The following is a 1,627-nucleotide window of genomic DNA, read 5'->3' as shown; positions in this document are numbered from 1 at the left end:
TGGCCCGCGTCAAGGAAGGCCGTACGGCCTAACCGACCGCCTGCGTGATGGACGCCCAGAGCGTGAAGACCTCCACCAACGTGCCCCTCACCAGCCAAGGACCCGACGCCGCAAAGAAGATCGTCGGCCGCAAGCGGGGCACCCTCCAGCAACGAGCCCATCGCGATCGCCTCCTCACCGCACGGTAGAAGAGGCCCTCCGCCTGACCAGGCCCTCAACACTCCAGGTCACCCAGTCCCTGAAGATCAGCTACATGTCTCGTCCATGTCTCCAGCAAGATCGGGGACGCACCATAGAAAGATGCCGGTGTGGAGAGCCCGAAATGGTATGGACAGCATAAGCGATCATGGAGCAACGGTCCGTTTGTTCGATGCGCGGCAGTGGCAAGATGTGTGGCTTCCACCGCCGGCCTACGGGCCGATCGTGGTGCGTTTCACTCCCCGTGAGGCAAGCGGACTGCATTCGGTGGATGACGAACGCGGGATCGTGTTCGCGGAATTGTTGTGCCGCCTGCTGGCCTGGAAGGGATACCAGGTCCAGACCCAGGAGAAACCCCGTAGGGGCGGACCCGGCAACGCGAACTGTCCTGCGGCGGCAAGGGGAAACAGCTTGTGCATCGACGTGCTGCTCTCGGATGAGAACTCCCGGGCGTGCAGGGAACCCGACGGCCTGCTATGTCACGTGCTGGTCGGGCCCGCGCGAGGCGGCGGCCCATGTATGTCCATATGGCATCCCGAGCACCACCATCCCACCCTGGCCGTGCTCGCGAGGAACGGGCTCGTCGAGGACTTCCGGTTCGCCATGCTGCCGGCTGGATACTACCGGCGCCCACGCGGTTTCTGGTGCGGTGGCATTCACGACGGCTCTTGTTTTGGCGATGCGCGCACCCCGACGCCGGTTTGAACACCTTGTTCGACGAGCGGAGCCTCTGCCCGGGGCGCAGTTCTATGCCAAAGCCGTTGAACTGATGCGCGCTTCCAGCCCGGGGAGGCGCCACCTCACCCTCGTGGCCCAGGCCATCAGCGATGATCTCCATACAACCCGTGCTCTCCACGCGCTGTACGCGGCGCTGCGTCGAGGCAGGCTCTCCAACAGCGAACGGGCCATCTTGGCCGCCACGGCACACCTATTCACGCCAGTACTAGGGACGAAACGTCCCTCATAGCCTGATCAACGCGCTCACTCCAAAAGAGCCGCACCCAAACGAGTTCACTGATTCCCTGGGCAGCGGTCGTTGAGGAACGGGAAGTTGGCGAGCTGGGCCGTGCCAGCGGATGCGCCTGGTGGCGCCCATTAGTACTCCAGTGACACTTCGCGATCACGGTTTCATATCAGCGCTGGTCGCCCAGCGCGCTGACAGGGCCCCGTCCTCTGGCAAGGAAGGACGGGTCCCTGATGGCCGATGCGAGAGATCGTCCACCCTCCCCACTCTGGCGAGCAATGCTAGAGACCTGTGGATCGACCGGGAAGGGGTGTACCTTCCCGGTGATCGTTTGAGGTCTCACACGCATGGCCGACGCGCCAACGTCGGCTGGGAAGGCACACCCATGCTCACCGTAGTCCCCGACCCCGCCGACGGCGACCGTCGCATGACCGATGGCCTCGTCTCCGCCGCGCTGATCGACGA

General features: G+C 64.2%; 1 protein-coding gene and 1 pseudogene. Both read left to right on the top strand.

Translation table 11 applies throughout. The features are described from left to right. A pseudogene (locus LDL49_RS56355) lies at positions 1-146 on the top strand (IS5/IS1182 family transposase); the annotation flags it as partial. Positions 147-363: 217 nt separating this feature from the next. Beyond that, positions 364-903 (top strand): hypothetical protein, encoded by a 540-nt coding sequence (locus tag LDL49_RS56350; RefSeq protein ID WP_225303182.1) that lies wholly within the window; start codon positions 364-366, stop codon positions 901-903. Positions 904-1,627: the final 724 nt, after the last annotated feature.

This window comes from Nonomuraea aurantiaca, from assembly GCF_020215705.1.
Lineage (GTDB): Bacteria > Actinomycetota > Actinomycetes > Streptosporangiales > Streptosporangiaceae > Nonomuraea > Nonomuraea aurantiaca.
The sequence above is the reverse complement of the archived record's forward strand: the minus strand, read 5'-3'. Positions and strand labels throughout refer to the sequence as shown.